Below are 22,600 nucleotides of genomic sequence, written 5' to 3'. Positions count from 1 at the left end.
TGTGGCCAAGGGATCCGGCCGGGCCAAGGCGGCGGGCGGCAAAGGCGGCAGCAAACAAGTTGTGGCCACCAATCGCAAAGCGCGGCATAACTATTCGATCATCGAATCGTTCGAGGCCGGGGTCGCGCTGCAAGGCACCGAGGTCAAAAGCCTGCGCGAGGGCCAAGCTTCGTTAGCTGACGCCTTCGCAACGATCGACGACGGCGAAGTGTGGTTGCGCAACTTGTACATTGCGGAGTACCAGCACGGTAGCTGGACCAATCATGACCCCCGGCGCAACCGAAAGTTGTTGTTACATCGGCAACAAATCGACAGGCTGGTCGGCAAGATTCGAGATGGTAACCTCGCCTTGATGCCGCTGTCTCTGTATTTCTCCGAGGGCAAGGTCAAGGTCGAACTGGCCCTTGCGCGCGGCAAAAGGGCTTACGACAAACGCCAGGACATGGCCCAGCGCGACGCACAGCGCGAAGTGGTCCGTGAACTAGGGCGCCGAGCGAAGGGCATGACCTGATCGGCGCCGCGTACGCCCAGCTGTCAGCCGTTACGTACGGTGTCAGCGATTTTGTGGGCGGTGTCGCAGCTCGGCGGGTGGCCGCGCTGCGCGTCATGCTGGTCGCCTATCCGATCGAGACAGTCCTACTCGGTGTGATGGCCATCTTCGTCGGTGGCCCTATTCATGTCGGGGCCGTTCTGTGGGGGACCCTCTACGGAATCGGCATGGCGTTCGGCATGTGGGCGTTCTTCGCGGCGCTGGGTTCGGGACCGATCTCCGTCGTCTCACCGCTGGCGGCCGTGCTGAACGCCGCGGTACCCGTCGCAGTGGGTATGGCTCTGGGGGAGCGGCCGGGGCAGGCGGCCCTGGTGGGTGTCGTGCTGGCCCTGGGGGCGGTGATGCTGGTCAGCCGCGAGGCCCCCGTCGAGGGGACCCCATATCGGTTCACCCCAAAAGTGGCCTGGCTCACGGTCGTTGCGGGCTCGGCGATGGGACTGAACCTGGTGTTTCTGCACCAGGCACCCCACGTCTGCAAGCTCTGGCCGCTGGTGTTCGCCCGGGTGGCCGCCAGCCTGGTGATCTTCGCGATGGCCGCAACCAGCCAGAACCTGAAGATGCCGCGCGGCAAGCCGTTGCGGTTGGCGGTCGCCGTCGCCGTCCTAGACATCTTCGCCAACATCACCATGCTGGCGGCCCTGCACACCTGGCTGCTGTCGTTGGCCAGCATCCTGACCTCGCTGTATCCGGCGGCGACGGTCGTCCTGGCGATGGTCGTGCTGCGGGAGCGGGTGACCCGCTGGCAGGGGATCGGCATGGTGCTCGCGATGGGGTCCGTGGCGATGATCGCGTCGGCCTGACCGGCCTACGATCCTGACCATGGCCGATCGCCCCGTCACCAAACTCGACAAGTCCACCGTGCTCACCGGTCTGTTCGCCGTTTGGGACGACCTCGACGCGCTGTTGGCGGGCCTGTCCGAGGCGCAATGGCGGGCGGCGAGTCCGCTGCCGGGCTGGGACGTCAAGGCCTTGGTGTCGCACATGATCGGCACCGAGTCCTTCCTCGCCGGCATCGCCGCGCCCCAGCCCGACATCGATGTCTCCGTGCTGGAGCACGTGCGCAACGACATCGGAGCGATGAACGAGTGTTGGGTTCGCCATCTGGGCACCCACGCGGATGCCGATGTGCTGGAAAGCTTCCGGGCGATCACCGACGACCGGCGCGCGGCCCTGACGTCCCTGTCCGACGAGGAGTGGAACGCGGTGACGGCGACCCCCACGGGCCCGGACACCTACGGCCGGTTCATGCGGATCCGGGTGTTCGATTGCTGGATGCACGAGCAAGACATCCGCGTCGCATTGGAGCGGCCGCCCTCCGACGACGAGCTCGCCGGCCCGGCGGCCTCGCTTGCCGTCGACGAGATCGCCGCCACGATGGGCTATGTGGTGGGCAGGCTGGCCAAGGCCCCCGAGGGTTCGCGCGTCCAATTCGAGCTCACCGGCCCGCTGGCCCGCACCATCCGGGTCAGGGTCGACGGTCGGGCCGCCGTCGTCGACAGCTTCGCGGGACAAGAGCCGACGGCGACGATCCGGCTGGACGGGCTGCAGTTCACCAGGCTCGCCGGCGGCCGGCCGATGTGCCCCGCGCGCGCCCAGGACGTCGAACTCGGTGGCGACAAAGACGTGGCCGGCCAGATCGTCGAGCACCTCAACTTCGTGATCTGACCGCTCTTCGTCGCCTTTCGCGACGAACGTCGGATTGATGCGTTGATATGGGGGTTTTTCGCGCAACGAGTCGACGCTCGTGGCCGAGCGGGGAAGATAATCCCATTGCCGCTGGTTGATAGGCGGGTACCATTGATATTCCTGCCGAAAGTCGGCGGGATGCGAGGGGCTGAAAGGTTTCGACTTCGCGCATCGAATCAAGGGAAGCGTGCCGGTGCAGGCAACCGACCACCGTAAGCGTCGTTGCAAACAGATAAGCGCCGATTCACATCAGCGCGACTACGCTCTCGCTGCCTAAGCGACAGCTAGTCCGTCAGACCGGGAACGCCCTCGACCCGGAGCCTGGCGTCAGCTAGAGGGATCCACCGATGAGTCCGGTCGCGGGACTTATCGGGACACCAACAGCGACTGGGATCGTCATCTCGGCTTGTTCGCGTGACCGGGAGATCCGAGTAGAGGCATAGCGAACTGCGCACGGAGAAGTCTTGAGGGAATGCCGTAGGACCCGGGTTCGATTCCCGGCAGCTCCACAAGGGAAGAAGCAGGTCAGGCGGTGTTATCGCGCCTGGCCTGCTTCCTTTTTGGGCCCAGGTCGTAGCGCTTAAGCTGTCCGCGGTCTGCAGGTTCGGCTAGTCGCCTGCAGACTGATTCCCGCGAGCATCCCAAATCCTTTGCGTGCGCTCACCGATCGAGGGGTGGTGGATTTCCTGGAAGTTCCGTCCACCGCGGCCGAATGTGGCAATGACGGCGGACGGCACATCCTGCTCCGGCATCGGTGACGACAGCCACTCGCACGGTCGCACGTGCACCAAATCCACTGCCGCGGCCTGTTCGTCGGCGTCATAGAAGTACGGCCCGGCGATGCGGCCTAACCAGAACCACCCGTCGGTGTCGCGGGTCCACACAAACGAGCCGTCGTCGACCTCGGCGAATCGGCCGACCCGACGGACAAGCCGTTCCTGTTCGCCCGACCGATCCACGTATTGCCCGAAGCCGCACAGGCCGAGCCGTCGGGCGCGATCGATCGCAGGTTGTGGATCGACGGCATCGTTGCGGGAACGCATCGGCGCGCGGTAGACGGCGACCATGAGAGACATCGTGCCTCCGGTTCGGTTCGCCGCCTAGGTCAGAGACGCCATAACCGGGTCGAAGGAGTCAATCAAGTATGAATTGCACGGCCAGTATGGCCGGGTGTTCCCGTATTCGCGCCGCAGCTCGCGGCCCGCTAGCCCCGCCCGAAAGCCCTCGCGCCCGCAGTGTCAGGGAAGACCCACTTGCACGCCACCAGAGAAGGCAGAATCATGCAGCTGAAGCGTGCCGCCGCTGGCGCCCGGCGGCACATCGAACGACACCACTACCTGAATGCTGTTGCCCGGGTTAACTTCTTCATTCGCTGAGCTCGTCCACAATGCGGCCATGCCGTTTGCGTCGTACGTTTTGCCGCCGATCTTCAGATGCTGGTTCGTGGCGAAAAATGACTGAGCGTGATTGCCGGTGTTCGCAACCGTCATGTGCACGTTGAGGAATTCGCCCTGCGCCGTTACGATTTCGAACTGATTGCTCAAGTCGCCAGCCTGCTTAGAGCGGTCTACCGAGACCACGGTGAATGCGAACTGGCCATCCCTGACTTCTTGGCCAATCGACGCAATCGGTTTGGAGGCTGACGACGGCGTCTTCGGTGTCTCGGCGGAGGAACCAGGTGTGGATGCCGAGGAAGTCGACGTCGATGTTGTTGGCTGCTTGTCGTGGTTGCCGATCGAGCCGAGAATTATCAGCCCGACGAAGACGGCCGCGATTATTGCGATGATCCGGCCTGTGCTGGTCTTCTTTTTGGGAGGTGCTGCCGGCGCGACAGCGGGTGGAGGTGTGCTCGGCGCCGCGGGTCCCCACTGCTGGCCGTCCCAGTATCGTGTATTGGGTGTCCCTGACGGGTCTGGGTACCACCCGGGCGGAGGCGATGGGGGAGTCGTCATAGTTCACAAACCTTACGTCGCAGACGAATTCGACGGAGCTGATTCGTAATTAATGGATCGTAGGCAGGCGTAAAAGCCGAGGCGAGAACCTGGATCGTCAGCTGGTAATAACAAATGGGTGTCGTGCTGAACCGTTCGGGAACCGCCGTTTCTTTCCCACCGACGGTCGCCCAACGCTGACGCTCCATATCGATGATCGCCCGCTGTTCTCGGTCAGCGAGTCCATAGCCAGTCTCCGTCCATTGGTGCTCGGAGCTCGGCTACCTGTATTGGGTCGAGCGTGGTAAGTCGGGTCGGTCTTCGCCGTGGCGTCGAAAAGCCGCATTCCCGCCGCCCAAGATTTCGATGCGCTGCCGGTTCCGAGGCCAGGCTGACCTCTGGATTGGCCAAGATTTCATCGACGCCCGCTAAGGGCACCAGAACTTCCTGCCGCCAAATCTTGCTCAAGGCAGTGGGGGGAGGTGGTCGCCGTCGGCGGTGACAGCCTTTTGCGATTCCCAACGTAGACGTGCGTTGACCTGAGAGGTCAGGCGCTCCCAGCGTGGCCCATTTCCACGCGGCCCAACAATGCCCGACGGCGCGCGCCCCGCCAACAACGGCCGAAGCTGTCGCGCCGATGTACTCGATCGCCGCCCGCCCCCTCTAGACCCCGGCCTGCGTCCGGCAGCGAATCGGATTCGATGCGCGAAAGTCAAAATCAGCTAGCCAGAGCCCTAAGCCTTGTCCGGTTTTCAAAGTCAGCAGTAGCCACGTTGGGCAGACCGACCTCGTCGGCACCCGAGGCATGACACCAACCGGACGCCCTAGGCGAAGTCTGCTATTCCGGCAGTGGTGACGTGCTCAGTGAACACGGGGAACCCTCCCGCGGTCACGGTCCAAGCTCACCTACTCGCTAGCTCTTCCAGACGACCTTGTCGACGCCGGCGGCATCCCGGTAGACAACGCTGTCCGGCGCCGTGCCGCCTCGAACGTCGAAGTAGAGCCGCCCGGTCGCCTGGGCGCCCGGCGCGATCGGCTGGTTCGGCAGGCCGTCTACTTCATGCCCTTTCATGACCGCGTAGGTCGAGCTGTTGACGGCACGCGCGTTGAAGTCGGCAATGACCGGAGTCGCGTTACCGCGCACACCTGTGGCCGTGACGTCGGAGTACCAGATGCCATCGTTGTGGCCGCTGGGCTGCAAGTTGTTCACGGTGTAGTTGATGGCTTCTGCGCCGTTTGCGCTCGGAATCTCTGCGGATTGGCCAAACGCTACGACTTGCGGATCCGCCAGCGCCGGCGACGCCATCAGAATTCCCGCCGTCGCGATGCCGGCGGCGGCCGCCGTCGTCTTCATGGCAACCTTGGAGAGCACCATGGCAAAACCCCTTCCCTAGGTCCCTGCGGTCAAGAAGCGCTAGCCGCTTACTCGACATCCCCGGGAGGTATCCAGACTCGCCGGTTTCAAACCTGCTCGGGCGAGGTCAGAGGGTGAATCGTTCTAGCCTTTCGGACTCAGGACGACCACCGGGATGGGTCGTGACGTCCGCTTCTGATACTCCACGTAGCGGTTTTGGTTGTTGTTGTTGACGATCTGCCATAGCCGCGGGTAGTCGGGGTCATCGGGCAGCACCGGTCGCGCGGTGACGGCGAAACGCCGTGGCCCGACGTTGATCTCGACGTCGGGGTTGGCTTTCAGGTTGTGGTACCAGCCGGGGGCTTCGGGGGCGCCGCCCTTGGAGGCGACGACCAGATACTTGTCACCGTCGCGGGCATAGGTCAGCGACGTCGTGCGTCGTTTACCGGTCTTCGCGCCGACGGTATGCAGCAGCAGGCTCGGTATCCACAGCGCGCGATGACCGATCCAGCCGTTCGTCTTTTGATACACCGTGTCGTGCACTCGCAGCAGCTGCGGAAGCACCTTTTCCTCCACGAAACTCATAGCTGTCAGTCTCGCTCGGCGGCGCCGGTATTTGCCAGGGGGTTCCTCGAAGCGGGAGGCAATTCGGACGTATATCCGCACATGGCCGCGGAGATAGCTATAGTCACCTCGGACTGAAGGGGCGGTTGGGGTCAAGGGGGGTCAGACGGTAATTGGCGCAGATACTGACATAGCTGCCCCCGTCGCGATTTCGCATGTATCTACCATTCTCGAGAGTTGCCCTTCACCCAGTTGGTGACGATGGCAGACGTTGAGAGCGTCAGCCCCGTCACGCAAGCGCGGGGCCTGCGTCCGCCGAAGCCGGCATTTCGCCAAGACCTCGAAGGCCTGCGTGCCGTCGCGGTGTTGGCCGTCGTGCTCTTTCATGCCGGCGTGCCCGGCGTGGGCGGTGGGTTCACCGGCGTCGACGTGTTCTTCGTCATCTCGGGATTCCTCATCACCGGAATGCTTTACCGCGAGGTAAGCACTGCAGGCACCGTCCGGCTGGGCCGCTTCTACGGGGCGCGAGCCCGCCGGCTGCTGCCGGCATCGGCTGCGGTGGGCGTTGTCACCGCGATCGCCTCGGCGATCCTGTTGCCCCCATTGCAAGCCGAGGGCGTCATCGGTGACGGCATCGCCAGCGCGCTGTACATCGGCAACTACTGGTTCGTCTTCCACGGCATCGACTACCAACTTGCCTACACGCCGCCGTCGCCGTTCCAGCACTACTGGTCCCTGGGCGTCGAGGAGCAGTTCTACCTGGTGTGGCCGGCCGTCATCATCGGTACGGCCTGGGCCATCCGGCGGCGGCGTCGGCGCGCCACGGGCGTGTCGTCCGAGCGTCCTTATCTCCTGGTCCTTGCGCTGGTCGCCGTCCTGTCGTTTGCCGCGTCGCTGCTGGCCACCCCGATCGTGCCTTCCGTCGCGTTCTTTTCACTGCCCACCCGGGCGTGGGAGTTGGCCGTGGGCGGCCTGGTGGCCCTGACGACCACCCAGTGGCGCCGGCTGGCGGCGCTGCCCGCCGCGATCGCGGGATGGGCGGGCCTGGCACTGATCCTGCTGGGTTGCACGGTCTTGAGCGTGATGACGCCCTACCCGGGCACGGCCGCCCTGCTGCCCGTGCTCGGCACCGCACTCGTGATCGGCGCGGGCTGTGTCCACCCCACCCGAGGGTGCGGGCACCTTTTGGCGTGGTCGCCGATCGGAGCCATCGGCCGAATTTCGTATTCGTGGTATCTCTGGCACTGGCCCGTGTTGTTGCTCGCGCCGCCGTTGCTGGGCCATCCGCTGGGACTGGTGGGCAGGCTGGCGACGGTCGCGATATCCGGCGGTCTGGCCGTGCTCACCCTGCGCTTCATCGAAAACCCGCTCCGCTTCGCCCCTTTCGTGCGCCGGTCCGCGTTCCGCAGCCTGTTGCTCGGTGGCGGTGCGACCGCGGTGGCGGTATGCGTGGGCGCGGCGTTGTTGGTGGCGATCCCCGCCCCCGTCGGTCACGGTGCCCCGGCGGCGGCGCTGAAAGTCACCGGGCCGATACCACCGGCGGGTGACAGCCTCGACGCGTACGACGCGGCGGTGCAGTACGCGTTTGCGCAAGTGCAGACGATGGTCGCGGTATCCGCCGATCTCAAGGCAGTCCCGTCGAATCTCGACCCATCGATCGGCGCTGCTTCAGCCGAAAACCCGATCGCCTACTTCAAGGGCTGCTTGCGCAATTTTTTGGAGGCCGATCAGCCCGAGTGCATCAGCGGCGACAGGGCGTCGAAGACCGGCGTCGCCCTGGTCGGTGACTCGACCGCAGCGATGTGGATCCCTGCATTCCAGCAGGTCACCGGGCGGCGGCACTGGCGGCTGGAGGCCCTGACCAAAGGCGGCTGCCCGATGCTGGACCTGCCAATCATCAACCCGTTCCTGCGCCGGGAATTCACCGAGTGCGACAAGTGGCGCGATCTGGTCGTCGCCCGCCTGCGCAACCAGCATCCACAGTTGGTCGTGTTGAGCCTGTGGCGCAAATACGGTGACCGTTACGACTTTCCGGCCGGTGTCACGTCATACGACTCGGCCTGGCTCGGCAGCCTGACCCGACTCGTCCAGCAGCTGCGCGGTACCGGTGCCAAGGTGCTGGTGCTCGGGCCGGCCCCGGATCCGCACGCATTGGTGCCGACCTGCCTGTCCGGTCACCTCGATGACGCGACGGCCTGCGCGCCGCCGAGATCGACGGCGGTGAACGATCCGGGCATCGCCGCCGAGGCGGCGGCCACCAAAGCCGGCGGCGGACAGTACGCCGACCTCACCGAGCTGTTCTGCACCTTGGACCGGTGCCCGGTCATCGTCGGCAACACCGTGGTGTTCCACGACGCCAACCATCTGACGTTCGAATACGCCCGGGAACTGGCGCCGGTGATGGGCGCGCTGGCCGATCGCGCGCTGCTCCCCGGCTGAGCTTTGCGACGATCCTCACCGGAACCGTTCAGCCGGTGCGCTCATGTTCGCTACCCTTAACTCGATCATCAGTTGCCTGGGAAGTTGAGGCCACGAAATGGCTGAAAGACCCAAGGCTCGCCCCCGGGCGCCGGGACCGAGCGACATCGTCGCGGAGTTGGCTGCCGCCGGATTCGACAACGCGCGCCAGATCGCTCGAGGCGCCGCCGGCGTGGTGTATCGCTGTCGCGAGACTGCGCTGGGTCGCAACGTCGCCATCAAGGTGTTGCCGACCTTCGGCGACGACGAGAGTCGCGAACGATTTCTCCGCGAGGGCTACGCCATGGGCGGCCTATCGGGCCATCCGAACATCGTCAACATTCTGCGCGTCGGCGTCACCGCGGGCGGCCGGCCTTACATCGTGATGTCGTACTGCGCCGCCGGTTCCCTGGGCCTGCGGGTGCAGCGAGAGGGGCCGATCGCCTGGCCCGAAGCGATGCGGATCGGTGTGAAATTGTGCGGGGCGCTCGAAACCGCTCACCTGACAGGAACTTTGCACCGCGATATCAAGCCCGCGAACGTTCTCGTCAACGACTACGGCGAACCGCAGCTCACCGATTTCGGGACGGCGCACGTCGCTGGAGGCTATGAAACGGCGTCCGGGTTGTTTTCCGGCACAGTCGATTTCCTCGCGCCCGAGGTCATGACCGGCGATCCGGCGACGGTCGAGACCGATGTTTACTCGCTCGGTGCCACGCTCTATGCGCTCATCGCCGGCAACGCCGCATACGAGCGCCGCAGCGGCGAAGACCTCCTCGCGCAGTACACCCGGATCAAAAGCACGCGGGTCCCGGACCTGCGCCCCAATGGGATCCCCGACGCGGTCTGTTCGGCGATCGAAAAAGCGATGCGGTTCGATCCGGCCGAACGGCCGGCGTCAGCGGCGGAGTTCGGCCGCGAATTGCAGGAGAGCCTGCGCCGCAACGGATTAAAGCCCGATTCCATGGCGATTACCGCCGCGGGTGCGGGTTCGGGGCGCATCGCGCGGCCGGTGCCGAGACCGCCGAGGATCGCCAAACCGGGCCCACGGATCGCCGGCCCGGAAAGTGCCACCTCGCTGATGAATGCGCTGGGAGATCGCACCACCTCGACGCCACCGCATCCGCCGTCACGGCCGCCCGGTCGCCAGCAGCCGGGCCGCGCACCCGCTGTCTCGCGCGGCCCAAACACGTCCGAGCCCACCCAGATGATCCCCGAACAGACAAGTGTCACCGACGCGATCGCGCCGACGAGTTCTGCCGACCGTGTTCCGGATACGCCGCGCGGATTGGCGACCGGCGCGGTGGCGTGGCCGAAACCGTCGAAAGCGAAACGAAGCCGCGCCACCGCGGCGCTGATCGCCGTCGCGATCGTGGTGGCCGTGTTGGTGCTGGGCAGCGGCGTCTACGTGCTGCTGACGCACGGCAAGCGGCACCCCCAGGCCGCCGCGAGCCAGCCGAGCCAGGCGTCGGTGAAGTGGCAGCCGATCACGAACGCGCGCATCGCACGCGACGCGGCGGCAACCACCCAGGCCGACGGCACGATCTGGATATTCGGCGGAATCGGCAGCAACCACGCCGTCGTCGCAAACCACGAGGGGTATGACCCCGTCATCGACAGCTGGAAGAGCGGCGACGATCTCCCGGTCCCGGTTCAACAGGCCATGGCCGTGACGTGGCAGGGAAACCCGATCGTGCTCGGCGGCTGGCGCGCCGCGGGCGCGCAAAAGGTTGCCAGCGACCAGGTTTGGCGCGTGGTCAACAGCCACTGGGTGGAGCTGCCCCACCTGTTGCAGCCCCGCGCGGCAGCGGCGGCGGCCGTGGTGGGTGACCGCATCATCGTCACCGGCGGCGTCGACGCCAACGGAGCGCTGCTGAACTCCACCGAGATCTTCGACGGCAACGCCTGGACCCTCGGCACCCCCATCCCGACCCCGCGACAGATGCTGGCCGCGGCCTCGGACGGGAAGCTGGTGTACACGGTCGGCGGGACCAACGGGAACGCCGACCTGGTAGCGGTCGAGGCGTACGACCCGGCCGCGAAAACCTGGATGAAATTGCCCGACCTTCCCCAGCCTCGCAGTGACCTTGGCGTGGCGATCGCGGACCGGCGCCTGGTCGCCGCCGGGGGTCAGTCGGCGGGGCAAGTTCTCAAGAGCGTGGCGGTGTTCGATCTGTCGACGAAGACGTGGGATGGCTTGCCGGACATGGGGACTGCGCGCCATGGCATGGCGGTCGATGCGGTGGGGAAGTCCATCTACGCCGTCGGGGGGTCGACGGCCGTCGGTGACGACCAGGTGACCGCGACGGCCGAGGCGTTACAGGTGCCGCCACGCCTGGCCCAGCCGGCCGCGCAGTGGCGTTCGCTACCCGACGCGCCCACACCCCGGCTGATGACGGCGTGGACCGTGCTGGGCGACAAGATCTGGATCGTGGGCGGACTGCGCGACGGAGTCGCACTTCAGACGGTCGAGAGTTACGACCCGCGCACCGGCGCCTGGCAAGCCCAACCCCCGCTGCCCGTCCCGCTCCACCACGCCGCCGCGGCCACGTATCGCAACGAGGTGGTGGTCCTCGGCGGCGCCAGCGGCGACCTCACGCAGGCGTCCACCAAGGTGTTCGCGTTGCGCGGCGGCAATTGGGTGGAGCTGGCCGGCCTCAGCCACGCGCGGGCGGCACCGGCGGCCGCGGTGGTCGGTGACAAGCTCGTCGTCGCCGGCGGACAGAACGCCAAGCAGCTCGTCGGCCAGACCGAGGTCTTCGACGGCAGCTCGTGGCGCGACGCGGCCAACATGCCTACCCCGCGCGAACACTTGGCCGCGGCGTCCGACGGCACCTACATGTACGCGGTCGGCGGGAGGTTCCTGTCCGCCGACAAGAATTCCGCGGCGTTCGAACGGTTCGATCCCCAAGCAGGGACCTGGACCAAGTTGGTCGACATGCCAACTCCGCGTGGAAGTTACGGCGCCGCGTTCATCGATGGCCGAATCGTGGCGGTCGGTGGTGAGGAACCAACCCAGGTGTTGGGAGTCGCAGAAATGTACGACATCGCAAATGCGAAGTGGTCCACGCTGCCCCCGCTGCCGACGCCGCGTCACGCTGAGGCGGTCGCGGCGGTGGGCAACACCGTGTACTGCATTGGCGGTGCAAACCGGCCCACCCATGAGGGCCCCGTCGCGACGGTCGAGGCTTTGGACTTCGTCTAGCGACGGATCAATGGCGCTTGAGCCGGCTGCGCCACCCCACGATTCCCGCGTACACGACCGTCAGCAACACCAGCATGCCGACGTCGAACAGCCATGTCCCCGCCGTGTGTTTGAAGTGGCGGTCTTTCGGGGCGAGCGGCCCGGGCTCGATCGTCCACAAGTCGACCGTCGAGGCCTGCGCCGCATACCCCCAACGGGAGGGGACCGCCCAGGACATCTGGTCCAGCCCGATCCGGTCGGTGACCGGGACCATCCCACCGCAGAGCACCAGCTGCAACATGAGCGACACCACCAGGAGCGGCATGATCTGCTCGTTCGAGCGCGCCAGCGAGGACAGGACCAGGCCGATCATCGCCGCGGCCACGCACATGGCGGCGGTGGCGACGTACAGCTCGAGTGTGGCGCTGCCAAGGAGCAGGGCCGGCCGGGTCGGCGCGCCTTTCCCCAGAATGGTGATGGTGGTCGCGATCGTCGACTGGACGATGGCGAACACAAAGAAGACCGCCATCTTCGCGAGCAGATAGGCCTTGGTCGACAGGCCGACCGCCTGTTCGCGGCGAAAGATCGGGCGCTCGCCGATAAGATCGCGGATCGTCAGCGCGGTGCCCATGAAGACGGCGGCCATGGTCAGCAACATCAACACCGATCCGGGCTCGTCGGACCCGTCGCCGTTCGGATCGGCCACGCGGAATCCCGTCGAGCCGGGAACGGTCAGCGCCAGCGCGCCCATCACGAACGGCAGCAGCGCCAGGAAGATGAAGTAGGCGCGATCGGCGACGATCAGCCGGACCTGGCGGCGGGCGATCGTCGAGAATTGACGCCAGGTGCTGGAGCGCGCCGGAGCGCCGAGATCGGCCGGCTTGTCCGCGTCGGATACAGGAGGCGGCGGTTTGGCTTGGGCCAGGAATCGACGGTTGGCTTCGTCGGGGTCCGCGCCCACCATTCCAAAGATCTTGGCCCAGTTGGTGGTTCCCATGGTCGCTTCGATGTCGCCGGGTGGACCGCAGTAGGCGGTCTTGCCGCCCGGCGCCATCAGCAACACCTGGTCGCACAGATCGAGGTAGCTCAGCGAGTGCGTCACCACCAGCACGACGCGGCCGGCGTCGGCCAGCTGCCGAAGCATCGTCATGACCTGCAGGTCCAATGCGGGGTCCAGGCCCGACGTGGGCTCGTCGAGGATCAGCAGCGACGGCCCGGTGAGCAGTTCCAGGGCCACCGAGGCGCGCTTGCGCTGCCCGCCGGACAGCTTGTCGACTCGCGTGTCGGCGTGCTTGGTCAAGCCGAGTTCCTCGATGACCTGCGCGACGACCTGTGCGCGGTCGGACTTGCTGGTGTCGGTCGGCAGCCGCAACTCGGCCGCGTAGTTCAGCGCCTGGGTCACCGTGAGCTGGCGGTGCACGACGTCGTCTTGGGGCACCATCCCGATCCGGCTGCGCAACGACGCGAACTGGGCGTGGATGTCGTGGCCCTCGAACGTGATCGAGCCCGAGGTCGGACAAGTGGCGCCGGCGATCAGCCGGGACAACGTGCTCTTGCCCGCTCCCGACCCACCGATGAGCGCGGTCAGCGTCCCGGGCCGCGCCGTCAGGGACACCTTTTGGATCAGCCGCTTGTTGTCGACGTGAAAGTCGACCTCCCGCACTTCCAGCCCGCCGGTGCGGGTGGCCGCTTCGGCGCGGCGCAGCAGGATTTCACCGTTGAAAACCAGGTCGACGTTGCCGATCGTGACCACGTCACCCTCGGTGAGCGGTGCCGACAAGATGCGGGTGCCGTTGACGAAAGTCCCGTTGATGCTTTGCGCGTCGTGGATCTCCATGCCGGTGGGGCCCGGCACCAAGTAGGCATGATGGCGCGACGCCAAGACGTCCGAGATGACGATGTCGCTGTCTTCCGCGCGGCCGATGACCGCCGCCCCCGCGGGGGGCGCCCCGAGCCTCGAACGTGACCGCTGCACGGCGCGCCGCAGGTTGGCGCTGTCGAAGCCCGAGGCTTCAAGGGTCTGTGCCCCGATCTCGGTGAGCGGCTGGAGCCCCGCCGGCTGCGGCGCCGGGTGGGGAGCGCGCGGGGGCTGGCCGGCCGGCGGGTAGCGCGGCGGGGCGGGTTGCGGTCGCGCGATGCGGGGCGGCGGGACGCCGGGCCGCCGTGGCGGTTCCGGACGGGCGGTCTTCGGGGCGCCCGGCGGCGCGATCACCGGCACCGCCTCCAGGGTGGGCGGTAGTTGGCCCACCGCCCCGTCGTGCCGGCCGATCCCAAAGCTCAGACGCGGCCCGTCGGGCCGGGCGAGGTTGAGGCTCTGGCGATCGTGGATGTCGACGGCCCGTACCCGGTGACCATTGACGAAAATGCCGGAGGGCGAACCGTTGTCGATCGCGATCCATTTGGCCCCGTCGAAGCGCAGCAGGAGGTGGGCGCGGGCGATCAGCGGATGGGCGACGCGCATGTCGGCGCGGAGGTCACTTCCGACCACGATGTCGTGGCCCGGCGCGAAACTGCGCTGTGACCACTCCGATTGAACCGTCAGCACGGGCGGTGCAGGCCTACTCATCACCTAAGTATTGGACTCGCCGCCAGCAAACGCTCACTTTTTCGCTTTATAGGTGCAGACGGCCGGTTTTGCCGCCTCAGCTTCGCGCGGTGTTCTCGGTGATGATGTCGCACGCCGTCTCGTAGAACGCGCTGATCAACGTGGAGAACGAGAGCTGGAAGGGATGGATCATGTAGACGTCAAGCTGCTCGAGGCGCCATTCGGGCAGCACCGGCACGATGCTGCCGTCCCGCAACTCGGAGGTGACGATGATCTGGCTCGGCATCGCACCGACACCGAGCCCGTTCAGGATGTACTGCTTGCACACCTGAAAATTGTTGGCTCGCGCCCGAACCGTCGGCGAGAGCTCATGGCGCCGCTTGTTCTTGGCGACGGTGAGCCTGCGCGGTCCCTCGCTGACTCCGCAGTCGATGAACGGCACGGTATCCAATTGGGTGGGAGCGGTGATGGGTTCGGGGAGTTCCCGTATGAACTCCGGTGATGCACAAAGGAACAGTTCGAGGCTGAAGACCTTGCGCGCGATCAGCGTCGAGTCCTGCAGCGGCCCCGTGCCGAAAACCACGTCGAACCCGTCGTGGACGGGATGAACGACGTTGTCCACCAAGCGGATATCCAGCCGCGACTGGGGATATTGCTTCAGGAATTTGGCGCCGACTCGCGATGCGTAGTCGATGCCGACAAAGACCGGGATGGCAACGCGCAACTCACCCTGCGGCTCGAGCTTGCTGCCTTCCACCAGCGCCCGCACCCCGTTGGCCTCGGCCAAGATGTTCACGCCGTGGCTGTAGATCTTCTCGCCAAGGTCGGTGACGGTGAGCTGGTGCGTGTTCTTGCGCAGCAGCTTGATCCCGAGGTCCGCCTCGAGCTTGCTGAGCTTGCGGCTGACGGTGGACTTGGGCATGCCCAGCAGCGCGGCCGCCTTCGACAGGCTGCGGCACTCGACCACCTTGCCGAATACGAGCAAGGCATCGAGGTCGAACGGCAGGTTCTGCTCCACGTGGTGTTCCAAAATTGCAACAGGGTGTTGCAATTGAAGGCCTATTTGCGCATTTGGTCAAGTGCTACCTTCGGCCGAGAGGCGGAGGAGGGCCCGATGAGTCAGGACGTCTTGGTCACGAAGCCGTCGAGCGGGCACTGGACGGATGACTATCCCGAATTGGGCCGTGGCCCAGTGTCACTCGAGGACTGTGTCTCAGAAGAGTTCTACGAGAAGGAACGCGAGCACGTCTTCAAAAAAACCTGGCTCTACGTCGGACGGGTTGAGCGGGTGCCGAAGTCGGGAAGCTACTTCACCCGCGAGCTGAGATTCCTCGACACGTCGATCATCATCGTTCGCGGCAAGGACGACGTGATCCGCGCCTTCCACAACATCTGTCCGCACCGCGGCAACAAGATGCTGTGGGAAGACGACCCGTTCGAAGAGGTGCAAGGTCGCGCCCCGGTGCTGTACTGCCGATTCCACGGCTGGCGCTACAAGTTGGACGGCTCGCTGCACGCGGCCACCCGCAAGGATCTGCTGCTCGACTTCGACGCCGAGAGCTGTCGGGTGCCGGCGATTCAATGCGAGGTGTGGGAGGGGTTCGTCTTCGTCAACCTCGACCCGCACAACACCGAGCCGCTGCGGTCCTACCTCGGCGAGCTGGCTCACGGCATCGAAGGCTATCCGTTTGCGGGGCCACACCAGGTGTATCGGTTCAAGGTCGAATTGCAGTGCAACTGGAAGATTTTCGTCGACGGATTCGCCGAAAGTTACCACGGGCCGTATCTGCACGCGTCCTCGTTCGGCGCCCTCACCGCGGAGGCGCGAGACGCCTTCGACCAGCCGAACCCGTTCACCGACGCGCTGGCCTACCGGCTCAAGGGTCCGCACCGGATGTTTTCCTTCGCCGGCGAGCCGTCGCAGAAGACGCCGTACTCCAAGCCCATTGAATGCGTGATGGAGGCGAGCGCGGCCGGCCCGTGGAACAAGCGGACCGATCGCGGCCCGATGCCGCCCGGGCTCAATCCGACTCGTTCGGAGAAGTACGGCTTCGATTCGTTCCAGTTCTTCCCCAACTTCGTGCTGATCTTCGGTTCGTCCGGTTTCAGTACGCACACGCACTGGCCGACGGGCCCGCACTCGCACATCTTCGAAGTCGAGATGTTCTACCAGCCGCCCAAGACGCACAAAGAACGGCTGGGCCAAGAGCTCACCGTTACCTTCCTCAACGACATCATCCTGGAAGACGCGAGCCCGTCGGAAGGGTTGCAGGCGATGCTGAACAGCGGTGCGCTCACGCATTTCACGATGAATGACGAGGAGATCCTGCTGCGTCACCTGCACAAGGTGGTGGGCGATTATGTGGCGGCCGGCGAGAAGGCGAAGGCCGGCCGATGAACGCCCTTTTGCCGCACGAGTTCTCGCAACTCGAGCACCTGGTGCCCGAATGGGCCATCGAGGATGGGCATGAGCGCTACGTGAAGCGTGTGAACAGCTCCATGGCCGAGATACAGGCGTTCTACGACGAGGTTTTTCCGCACGCCGAGGACGCGGTCGCCTACATCGACAAGTTCGACTATGCCGAGCCGCTGCCCGAGGACGTCGCGAACCTGCGCAATCTGCTGTACTCGCTGATCACGGTCTCGTTGGCGGTGGAGCTGTGGAGGCAGCCGCGGGTAAAGCATTCGGCGAAGACCATTCTCACGAGATTGAGCTGACGCATGGGACTGTCCACCACACGACTCGACGTCATCGACTGCACACCGTTGATCGGCAGCGAGATCAAGACCGATCTCGACACGCTGCTCAGTGGTCGCGAAGCCGAGGCGATCCGCGCGATCCTCGAGCAGCGCGGGGTGGTCTTCTTTCGCGGACTGCAGATCAGCGACGAACAGCAGGTCACCATCGCGAAAACCCTTGGCAGCATTGTGCAGAACGAGGGTGAGGGCGGGATCTACAAGATCTCGCTCGACACGAACGTCAATCAGCGCGCCGAGTACCTGAAAGGCTCGCTATTCTGGCATTTCGACGGCTCGCTGCAGCCCTATCCGAATCTGGCCACGCTGTTGCGCGCCATGAAATTGTCCGACTCCGGCGGTCAGACCGAGTTCTGCAACACCTACGCGGCCTACGAGGAGTTGCCGGAGGCCGACAAGGAGACGATCGCCGGCCTTCGGGTGGTGCATAGCGCGGAGCGCTCGCAGTACTACGTGCGACCCGAGATGAGCTACGAGGAGATCGCGTTCTGGCAGAAATCGCCTACGAAATCCTGCCCCATGGTGTGGACTCACCGATCGGGGCGTAAGTCGTTGCTGCTCGGTGCGACGGCGGATTACGTGATCGACCTGCCGGTGGAAGAAAGCCGCGCATTGCTTGCGCGCCTTCGTGACTGGGCGACTCAGCCGCGCTACGTCTACCGCCACGAGTGGCAGCTGGGCGACCTGCTCATGTGGGACAACACCGGGACCATGCACCGGGCGCTGCCGTATGCCGCTGACAGCGGTCGGCTCATGCACCGCACGGTCCTTGCCGGTGAAGAGCCGCTGGATTGAAACTCGGCATCGCTACACCCGTCGTCACGAACGTCGCCGGCGCGGCGTTGACGTGGGAGAAGACGGCCACCATCGAAGACATCGGTCGCGTCGCCGAAACGGCGGACGGCCTTGGCTATCACCACCTCACCTGCAGCGAGCACATCGGCATACCGTCGACCGAGGCCGCCCGCCGCGGCTCCCGGTACTGGGACCCGCTGGCCACGCTCGGCTACGTGTCGGCGCGCACCAGCCGGATTCGGCTCGTCACGATGACCCTGGTGCTTGGCTATCACCACCCGCTCGCGATCGTAAAGCGTTATGGCACATTGGATCACGTCAGCGGCGGCCGGGTGATCCTGGGCGTCGGCGTCGGGAGCCTCAGGGAGGAATTCGACCTGCTGGGCGCGCCGTTCGACGACCGCGGTGCTCGTGCCGACGACGCCCTGAAGGCGCTGCGGGCGGCGTTGCCCACCAACGAGCCGGTGTATGACGGCGAGTACTACTCGTTCGGTGGGCTCACCATCGATCCCTGTGCGCTGCAGCCACATATGCCGATCTGGGTCGGCGGGCGCACCAAGCGGTCGTTGCGCCGTGCGCTCACGCTCGCCGACGGCTGGTGTCCGTACTACGTGTCCATTGCCACCGCCGCCGAGTGGCTGCGGGCGCGAGAGCTGCCGGACGGCTTCGAGGTCGTCTTGCCCGCGGACCAGCCACTGGACCCGGTGGGTGAGCCGGCGAAAACCGAAGACGCGCTGCACACCATCGCCGCCGCCGGGACCACCACGTTGTCGGCCAGGTTCATCCACCATTCGCTTGAGCACTACCTCGAACAGATTCACGCGCTGGCAGAGTTGCACGGCAAAACGTTCTGACCAGGCAGCATCAGAACGGCCGCGTCGTAGATGCGAGACGCTTAATCTCCTGGCATGGACCGCTTCTTACAGTGGACGTGGGATCGGTTTGGTCCGCGTTATCTCTTGGCGTGTTGGGTGCTTGCGTTTGTCATTTCGCTCCCGATCTACTCCGTACTCATATCGTTGCCAATCGTCGCGTTCGAGAAGTCCGGCCGCTACATCGAGGTCGGGTCCGTCACCATCGGCGCGGTCGTGGTGCTTGCGTGCATCTTCATACTCCCGGGGCGCCGGTGGGTGCGCCCTGCGGAGCAATGGGCGGCCGGCCACCACGTCGATCGGGTGGCAGCGTTGCAGGGCACCTATGTTTACGCTCGCAGGGCGACTGTCCGAGCGGTCTGGGGCGCCGCTGTCTGGGCCGCCACGTTGGCGGTCGTCGTCGGTGCGATGGTCGGGGCGGGTGGGACACGGCTGGTGCAATACGGGATCGTGGCCACTGTGGTGGTGGCGGCGATCCAGCTGGTCGCCTATCACAACATCGTGGAGGGAGCGTTCCGCCCAGCCAGGATCGCCCTCGCCGGTGACACGGAGCTTGGCGATTCGCTGCCACGCGCCCGCCCGACTTTCGCCCGGCGATCGAACGTGTCGGTGGTCGCCGCCACGTTCGCGTACGCCACCGGGGGAGCATTGCTCGCCGGAGTGTCCAATGTCACTGCCGCCCCGATCCTTTCGATCCTGATCGGAGGCGCGATGGCGGTTGCCTTCGCGGTGCCGGTGACCGTCGGTTTCGGATTCTCGAGGTCTTTGCAACCCATCCGCGACCTCGCCGAGGGCGCCGAACGCGTTGCGGCAGGGGACTATAGCCAGCGCCTACCCGTCGTCCAGGACGACGACCTCGGCGCCCTCGCCGCGTCATTCAACCGCATGCAGGCGGGTTTGGCTGAGCGGCAACGGCTTCAGAGCGCGTTCGGCACCTACGTCGATCCGGCGCTAGCGGCGCGGCTGCTCGAACAGGGCGACGACGTGTTTACTGGTGAGCGCCGCGAGGTGACCGTGATGTTCATCGACATTCGCGATTTCACCCCGTTCGCCGAAGCCAATACCGCCGAGGACACCGTCGCCCGGCTCAACTCGCTGTTCGAGATCGTCGTGCCCGCCGTCGTCCGCGCCGGGGGGCACGTCAACAAGTTCCTTGGCGACGGAGCCCTCGCCGTCTTCGGCGCACCGAACGACCTTGCGGCACACGCCGATGCCGCGGTACATGTCGCTGTCGGGATCCAGCGGCTGGTCGCGGAGCGCTTCGGCGGAGCACTGCGGATCGGCATCGGGATCAACACCGGGGTGGTAATTGCCGGCACCATCGGCGGGGGAGGCAAGCTCGAGTTCACGCTGATCGGTGACGCCGTCAACGTAGCCGCGCGCGTCGAGCAGCTAACCAAGACGACGGGCGACGCGATCCTGCTCACCCAGTCGTGCGTCGATGCGCTGGCTTCTCGACCTGTCGGCCTCGTCGATCGGGGGCCCCACACCCTCAAGGGCAAATCCGCAGCGGTGCAGGTCTTCACTCTGGAAGAAAGAAGCTGGTCAGCGCCTTGACCCGCAAGAGGTGAAGTGCGCGGTCCTACGCAGCAAATTAAGATTCGGAGCGCAATCCCGGCGAGCCGTAGGAGACATTCGTGGCAGATGGATTGAAGGTCGATCCCGCCGCACTGCACGTCGGCAGCAACGACATGTTCAACGCGATCGGCGAGGCCGCGTTGGATTTCTTCAGCCATGAGGACGGCCTTGCGGCGGCCGCGCCCGGCTGGATCGGATCCTCGGAGCTGGCGCTGGGTGAGCTCTCGGCGCGCTGGCAGGCCCGCCACGACCACCACCAGCTGCAGGTGGACGGCCTGGGGTCGCACGTCGCCGAGGCGATGCTCGGCTACCTCACCAACGAGGACGAGTCGGCGCGAGCTTTTCGGTCGGTGCGGGAGTAGGGGTCACGAGTGGGGCAGCTGACCCCCAATGACGTCAAGCGTTGGGATCTCGGCGCGATCCAGAAGGTGTTTGAGACCGCGAACGGACGCGCCAACACCTTGCAGCAGTTGGGGGAGAACCTCCAGCAGGTGGATAACGTTCTCAGCGGCTGGCAGGGGGAAGCCGGAGAGGCGTTTCGCGCTGACCTCGGTAAGGCTCGACGTGACATCGAGGCCGACGGTCAGGAGTCCCGGCAGGTAGCCGCGGCGGTGGCACGCGCCGAGGGGGATGTGCGCGCATGCAAGCGCGAACTCGAGGACATCGAGCGGGCCGCTGAGGCCAATGGCTGGACCATCACGCCGGACTGGCGAATTGACGTGGGCGACACGTGGATTGGGCTCGATCCCATAGAGTTCGCCGCGCAACAACAGCTGCTGCAGGATCAGCTCATAGCGTTGAACGTGCACGCCCACAGTGCCGATCACGAGCTTGCCACCGCCGTCCGCTTTGCCGTGGGCGAAGTCCCGCTGGATACCGGCGGTCATGCACCAAGTGGTGGCGCACCGCCGCAAGGTCCGCCCAATCCGGCAGCAGGGCGCAAGCCACGGACGTGGCAAGACATGTTGTTGCCCGATGGCCCGGCAGACGCTGGGCCGGACGGCGCCTCGCCGAAGGGCCCGCCGGTTCCCGCCGGCGCCGTGGGTCCGCCGCGGTCGTTGCAAGACATGTTGTTGCCGGCCGGACCTGCAACCGCGGGCACGGACGGTGCCTCGCCGAAGGGCCCGCCTGTTCCCGGGGGCGCCGCTGGCAAGCCCCTGTCGCTGCAAGACATGCTGTTGCCGGCTGGACCTGCCGGACCCGGGCGCGGCGGTGTCCCGCCGCCGCGGCTGAACCCAGCAGATGTCGAGAGCTTCAAGGCGATGGCGCGCCAGACCATGATTCGCGACGGTGTGGCGCCGAATCAGATCGAGGCGCGGCTGAATGACGTTGTGAGCCAGACACAGCAGTGGATCGACAACGGGATGCCCAACTACGTTCCACCCGAGCCGAAGGCCCCGCCGCCACCGGGATTTTCCGAAGGCTTTAGTGACCGTTGGTTCGCTACCGAGCAAGGGATCAAAAACCTTTTCGGGCAGGGAGGCCCCGGAGCTCCAAGTGTGCTCAAGTCATGGGAGCAGATGCTCAAAGGCACCGCCGAGACGGCCCTGAACCCCGTGGGCACCGGGCTCACGGAAATCAAGAGCGCAATAGACTCCCCAAGCCTCGCTTACTATTTGGGCGGCAAGACCTCCGACGCCGCCACCACGCTGCCCACGATGCTCTTCGGTGGCGAAGGAGCGGCCGTCGTACGTGCGGGGGAATTGGCCGACCTCGATGCCGCCGCCACTGTCCCACACGACCTCGTCGGCAGCCATCCGCCGATAGGTGCTGGCGATCACCTTCCCGCCGCAATTGGTGAGCACCACGATCCCTTTGTGGCCGACCATTCCATCCTGGACGGTAACCATGGTGATGGCCCTTACCCAATGGACAGTGCGGGTCACTATCTGCCCGGAAGTCTGCCGTCGTACGAACAGCTTCTAGAAATCACGACCACACAGCCAAATACCGCATATTACTGGTCGGGCAGAACTGCCGACGGGATCGGAGTTGGTCCCGATGGCTCAGGGGTAGCGGAACTGATCGCTCATGGAACTGGGGGCAGGACGTTAGAAATGACGCTTGCGGACAACGGGATTGATCCGCTTCCAGTCTGGAATCGCCATGATCCGGTATCGGTACAGTTCTGGGACGATGCTTCGACGGCATACGCGGAAAACGCGCAAGGAGAAGTTACCGCAATCATTGGTTCCAACTTGCGCCCAGGCAACGTCTGGCAAAATATTGAGATACCTCGTCTGATGGAAAACCTTAACATAAGCCGCATTGTGCAGATCGATCCAGACACAGGAGAAGCAGTAACGATTTTTGAGAGGCATGGGTGA

General features: G+C 65.4%; 18 protein-coding genes, 1 other RNA gene and 3 pseudogenes. 13 read left to right on the top strand and 9 right to left on the bottom strand.

The genetic code is table 11. The annotated features are described in order from the left end of the window. Position 1 precedes the first annotated feature (1 nt). From smpB to ssrA, 4 genes are all read left to right on the top strand, one after another. A complete protein-coding gene (gene smpB, locus OCU_RS43695; RefSeq protein ID WP_009954261.1) occupies positions 2-511 on the top strand; it encodes an SsrA-binding protein SmpB in 510 nt (169 codons plus the stop codon). A gap of 95 nt (positions 512-606) precedes the next feature. Further along, positions 607-1,350: an EamA family transporter gene (locus OCU_RS43690; protein ID WP_438803706.1), complete on the top strand. Its 744-nt coding sequence runs from the start codon at positions 607-609 to the stop codon at positions 1,348-1,350. Between the two features lie 19 nt (positions 1,351-1,369). Then, a complete protein-coding gene (locus OCU_RS43685; RefSeq protein WP_014380840.1) occupies positions 1,370-2,215 on the top strand; it encodes a maleylpyruvate isomerase family mycothiol-dependent enzyme in 846 nt (281 codons plus the stop codon). A gap of 165 nt (positions 2,216-2,380) precedes the next feature. Continuing rightward, positions 2,381-2,748, top strand: a transfer-messenger RNA (tmRNA) gene (gene ssrA, locus OCU_RS50655). A 96-nt stretch (positions 2,749-2,844) separates the two neighbouring features. Here the strand turns inward: ssrA and OCU_RS43680 are convergent. The 5 genes from OCU_RS43680 to OCU_RS43665 all read right to left on the bottom strand — a co-directional run bounded on the left by OCU_RS43680 (position 2,845) and on the right by OCU_RS43665 (position 6,106). Then, positions 2,845-3,303 (bottom strand): hypothetical protein, encoded by a 459-nt coding sequence (locus OCU_RS43680; protein WP_009954259.1) that lies wholly within the window; start codon positions 3,301-3,303, stop codon positions 2,845-2,847. Between the two features lie 171 nt (positions 3,304-3,474). Next, positions 3,475-4,188 (bottom strand): DUF4352 domain-containing protein, encoded by a 714-nt coding sequence (locus tag OCU_RS50650; protein ID WP_029384585.1) that lies wholly within the window; start codon positions 4,186-4,188, stop codon positions 3,475-3,477. Then, on the bottom strand, positions 4,185-4,376 hold the full coding sequence (locus tag OCU_RS51910; protein WP_080552517.1) for a DUF3263 domain-containing protein: 192 nt from the start codon (positions 4,374-4,376) through the stop codon (positions 4,185-4,187). Before OCU_RS51910 ends, OCU_RS50650 begins: the two co-directional genes overlap by 4 nt. A gap of 704 nt (positions 4,377-5,080) precedes the next feature. Further along, positions 5,081-5,542, bottom strand: coding sequence for a DUF1942 domain-containing protein (locus OCU_RS43670; RefSeq protein ID WP_014380839.1), 462 nt, complete (start codon positions 5,540-5,542; stop codon positions 5,081-5,083). A gap of 123 nt (positions 5,543-5,665) precedes the next feature. Continuing rightward, positions 5,666-6,106: a nitroreductase family deazaflavin-dependent oxidoreductase gene (locus tag OCU_RS43665; protein ID WP_009954255.1), complete on the bottom strand. Its 441-nt coding sequence runs from the start codon at positions 6,104-6,106 to the stop codon at positions 5,666-5,668. Between the two features lie 216 nt (positions 6,107-6,322). Here OCU_RS43665 and OCU_RS43660 point away from each other — a divergent pair, with 216 nt between their 5' ends. Both OCU_RS43660 and OCU_RS43655 read left to right on the top strand, forming a co-directional pair. Beyond that, positions 6,323-8,524, top strand: coding sequence for an acyltransferase family protein (locus tag OCU_RS43660; RefSeq protein ID WP_014380838.1), 2,202 nt, complete (start codon positions 6,323-6,325; stop codon positions 8,522-8,524). A gap of 97 nt (positions 8,525-8,621) precedes the next feature. Then, a complete protein-coding gene (locus OCU_RS43655) occupies positions 8,622-11,747 on the top strand; it encodes a serine/threonine-protein kinase (RefSeq protein WP_014380837.1) in 3,126 nt (1,041 codons plus the stop codon). A 7-nt stretch (positions 11,748-11,754) separates the two neighbouring features. Here the strand turns inward: OCU_RS43655 and OCU_RS51965 are convergent. From OCU_RS51965 to OCU_RS43645, 4 genes and pseudogenes are all read right to left on the bottom strand, one after another. Next, positions 11,755-12,507 (bottom strand): annotated as a pseudogene (locus OCU_RS51965) (ABC transporter permease); the annotation flags it as partial. 459 nt (positions 12,508-12,966) lie between these two features. Further along, a pseudogene (locus OCU_RS51960) lies at positions 12,967-13,329 on the bottom strand (ATP-binding cassette domain-containing protein); the annotation flags it as partial. A gap of 174 nt (positions 13,330-13,503) precedes the next feature. After that, positions 13,504-14,187, bottom strand: a pseudogene (locus tag OCU_RS51955) (FHA domain-containing protein); the annotation flags it as partial. Between the two features lie 181 nt (positions 14,188-14,368). Then, positions 14,369-15,289, bottom strand: coding sequence for a LysR family transcriptional regulator (locus tag OCU_RS43645; protein WP_014380835.1), 921 nt, complete (start codon positions 15,287-15,289; stop codon positions 14,369-14,371). A gap of 96 nt (positions 15,290-15,385) precedes the next feature. Between OCU_RS43645 and OCU_RS43640 the strand changes: the two genes are divergently transcribed. The 7 genes from OCU_RS43640 (at position 15,386) to OCU_RS51435 (ending at position 22,600) form a co-directional block, all read left to right on the top strand. Continuing rightward, positions 15,386-16,669: an aromatic ring-hydroxylating oxygenase subunit alpha gene (locus OCU_RS43640; RefSeq protein ID WP_014380834.1), complete on the top strand. Its 1,284-nt coding sequence runs from the start codon at positions 15,386-15,388 to the stop codon at positions 16,667-16,669. Further along, on the top strand, positions 16,666-16,989 hold the full coding sequence (locus tag OCU_RS43635; protein WP_014380833.1) for a hypothetical protein: 324 nt from the start codon (positions 16,666-16,668) through the stop codon (positions 16,987-16,989). Before OCU_RS43640 ends, OCU_RS43635 begins: the two co-directional genes overlap by 4 nt. Positions 16,990-16,992: 3 nt before the next feature. Next, positions 16,993-17,823, top strand: coding sequence for a TauD/TfdA dioxygenase family protein (locus OCU_RS43630; protein WP_014380832.1), 831 nt, complete (start codon positions 16,993-16,995; stop codon positions 17,821-17,823). Further along, positions 17,820-18,677: a TIGR03619 family F420-dependent LLM class oxidoreductase gene (locus OCU_RS43625; RefSeq protein ID WP_014380831.1), complete on the top strand. Its 858-nt coding sequence runs from the start codon at positions 17,820-17,822 to the stop codon at positions 18,675-18,677. The genes OCU_RS43630 and OCU_RS43625 overlap by 4 nt, the downstream gene beginning before the upstream one ends. 54 nt (positions 18,678-18,731) lie before the next feature. Continuing rightward, complete coding sequence (locus OCU_RS43620; RefSeq protein ID WP_041787095.1) at positions 18,732-20,252, top strand: adenylate/guanylate cyclase domain-containing protein; 1,521 nt, start codon at positions 18,732-18,734, stop codon at positions 20,250-20,252. An 80-nt stretch (positions 20,253-20,332) separates the two neighbouring features. Beyond that, the gene (locus OCU_RS43615) at positions 20,333-20,635 is read left to right on the top strand and encodes an RNA 2'-phosphotransferase (RefSeq protein WP_225331030.1); all 303 of its coding nucleotides are present in this window, start codon (positions 20,333-20,335) and stop codon (positions 20,633-20,635) included. A gap of 9 nt (positions 20,636-20,644) precedes the next feature. Further along, complete coding sequence (locus OCU_RS51435; protein WP_014380829.1) at positions 20,645-22,600, top strand: hypothetical protein; 1,956 nt, start codon at positions 20,645-20,647, stop codon at positions 22,598-22,600.

The organism is Mycobacterium intracellulare ATCC 13950, assembly GCF_000277125.1.
Taxonomy (GTDB): domain Bacteria; phylum Actinomycetota; class Actinomycetes; order Mycobacteriales; family Mycobacteriaceae; genus Mycobacterium; species Mycobacterium intracellulare.
The sequence above is the reverse complement of the archived record's forward strand: the minus strand, read 5'-3'. Positions and strand labels throughout refer to the sequence as shown.